Consider the following 943-nt stretch of genomic DNA (forward strand, 5'->3'; position numbering starts at 1 on the left):
TCAGGGCGCCGGACACGACCACACCGATGAGAATGCGGTGCATCCGAGTCAGCTGCGGTGACGCGGCCACGCGTACTCCCCTCCCAGTGCATGCTGTTGCGCGCAACAGGGTGGCACATGTGTACGGCAAACGTGTCGCCGGTACGGCCGCAGCCCGGCCCAGCGGAGGGCCGGGTTCCGGCAAACAGGCGCAGAACGGGGCCTGTTGGCCCCGTACGGGTGCGTCAGTTCTTCTTCGCGGCCGAAGCGGACGGCGACGCCGACTTCGCGGCGGACTTCGACGCGGAGGCCGACGGGGAAGCGGGCTTCGACGCGGACGCCGACGGCGACTTGGGGGCCGTACCGCCGCTCGGGGCACTGCCGTCACCGTTCGCGGCGGACACCGAGGCCACCGCCTCCTTCACCGCCTGCTCCGCGGACTTCGCCAGGTCGTCGGCGTTCGGCGCCTTGTCACCGGCCAGACCGGCACCGTTGTAGTCCAGGGTGACGACGACGTTCTCGACCCGGGCGACGACCGTCTGCTGCTTGAAGTCGCCCTCCTTCTTCTTCAGGTCGTAGCGCACCAGCGTCGCCTCGTCGCCCGCCCCGGCGACCGGCGCCGTCTTGGCGTTCTTCGCACCCGCGGTCGACTGCGCGTCCTGCACCTGCTTCACGAAGTAGGCGTGCGCCTGCTTGTCGCCCTCGCCGCGAGAGGTGTCCGACTCGAAGCGCAGCAGGGAGACGTTGAGCCAGCGGAACTGCGAGCCCTTCACACCGTTGTTGTCCAGGCTGCTCCAGGAGCAGCTGGCCCGGGTGCCGAGGTCGCTGGAGCTTCCCTCCTTGCCCTTGGGGCCCTTGGGGACCAGGCTCTCCAGCGTCTTCTTCGTCAGCACCCCGCACGCCTGCGGCAGCTTGCCGTACGCCGCCGCCTGCACGGTCGGTGACGCGCTCGCCGACGACGAGG

General features: G+C 70.1%; 1 protein-coding gene. It reads right to left on the reverse strand.

From position 1 onward, the window contains the following. Nucleotides 1-224 precede the first annotated feature (224 nt). The coding region (locus C3489_RS38065) for a DUF3558 domain-containing protein (protein ID WP_103786684.1) at nucleotides 225-943 on the reverse strand (719 nt) is incomplete at its 5' end.

It is taken from the genome of Streptomyces sp. Ru71, assembly GCF_002920535.1.
In the GTDB taxonomy this organism is placed as follows: domain Bacteria; phylum Actinomycetota; class Actinomycetes; order Streptomycetales; family Streptomycetaceae; genus Streptomyces.